The following is a 519-nucleotide window of genomic DNA, read 5'->3' as shown; positions in this document are numbered from 1 at the left end:
AGGCGATTGTTCGCGGGAACCACGATCGCGCCCAGGCGCATCACCGCGAGGTAGGCGGTCACCCAGCCGAGGCTGTTGTGGCCGACGATGACCACCCGGTCACCGCGGGAAACCCCCTTCGCGGACAGCAGGCGTGCGCGCTGGCGGGCCAAGGCGGCGAGATCGGCGAAGGATGTCTCACGGGTGCCGACGCGCAACGCCGTCCGGCTCGGCGTCTCGGCCGCCCAATGTTCCAGCGCCTCCCAGAGGCTTGCGCAGGCGCACATCAGAAGAGCGCCCCTTCGCGAACATGCGCCGCCGCGCTGAGCAAGTCCTCGAAGCCGCGATCGGACCAGGCGCGGCGGGCCTCGTCGAGGTTCTGGCGCGCATATCCCTGATAGGTCCAGCCATCGAGCGGCGTAGTCTGGGCCGACAGGATCGGCTCCGCCATCGTCGCCCAGGCCGCCTCCCTCACCCCGGCGACCGCCCGCATCAGCGCGACCCGGGCCTTCTGGCCCTGATCCACCCCCGGATCGTACA

At 70.7% G+C, this 519-nt stretch carries 1 protein-coding gene and 1 pseudogene; both read right to left on the bottom strand.

The window, feature by feature from the left end; genetic code table 11:
• A partial coding sequence (locus ACU8YE_RS24325) for an AMP-binding protein (protein ID WP_446929939.1) occupies positions 1-266 on the bottom strand: 266 nt, incomplete at its 3' end.
• Positions 266-519: pseudogene (locus ACU8YE_RS24320) on the bottom strand (hypothetical protein); the annotation flags it as partial. The gene ACU8YE_RS24325 and the pseudogene ACU8YE_RS24320, both read right to left, overlap by 1 nt.

The sequence above is a fragment of the Ralstonia sp. VS2407 genome, assembly GCF_052950655.1.
Note: the sequence above shows the minus strand (reverse complement) of the source record. Positions and strands in the feature narration are given on the sequence as shown.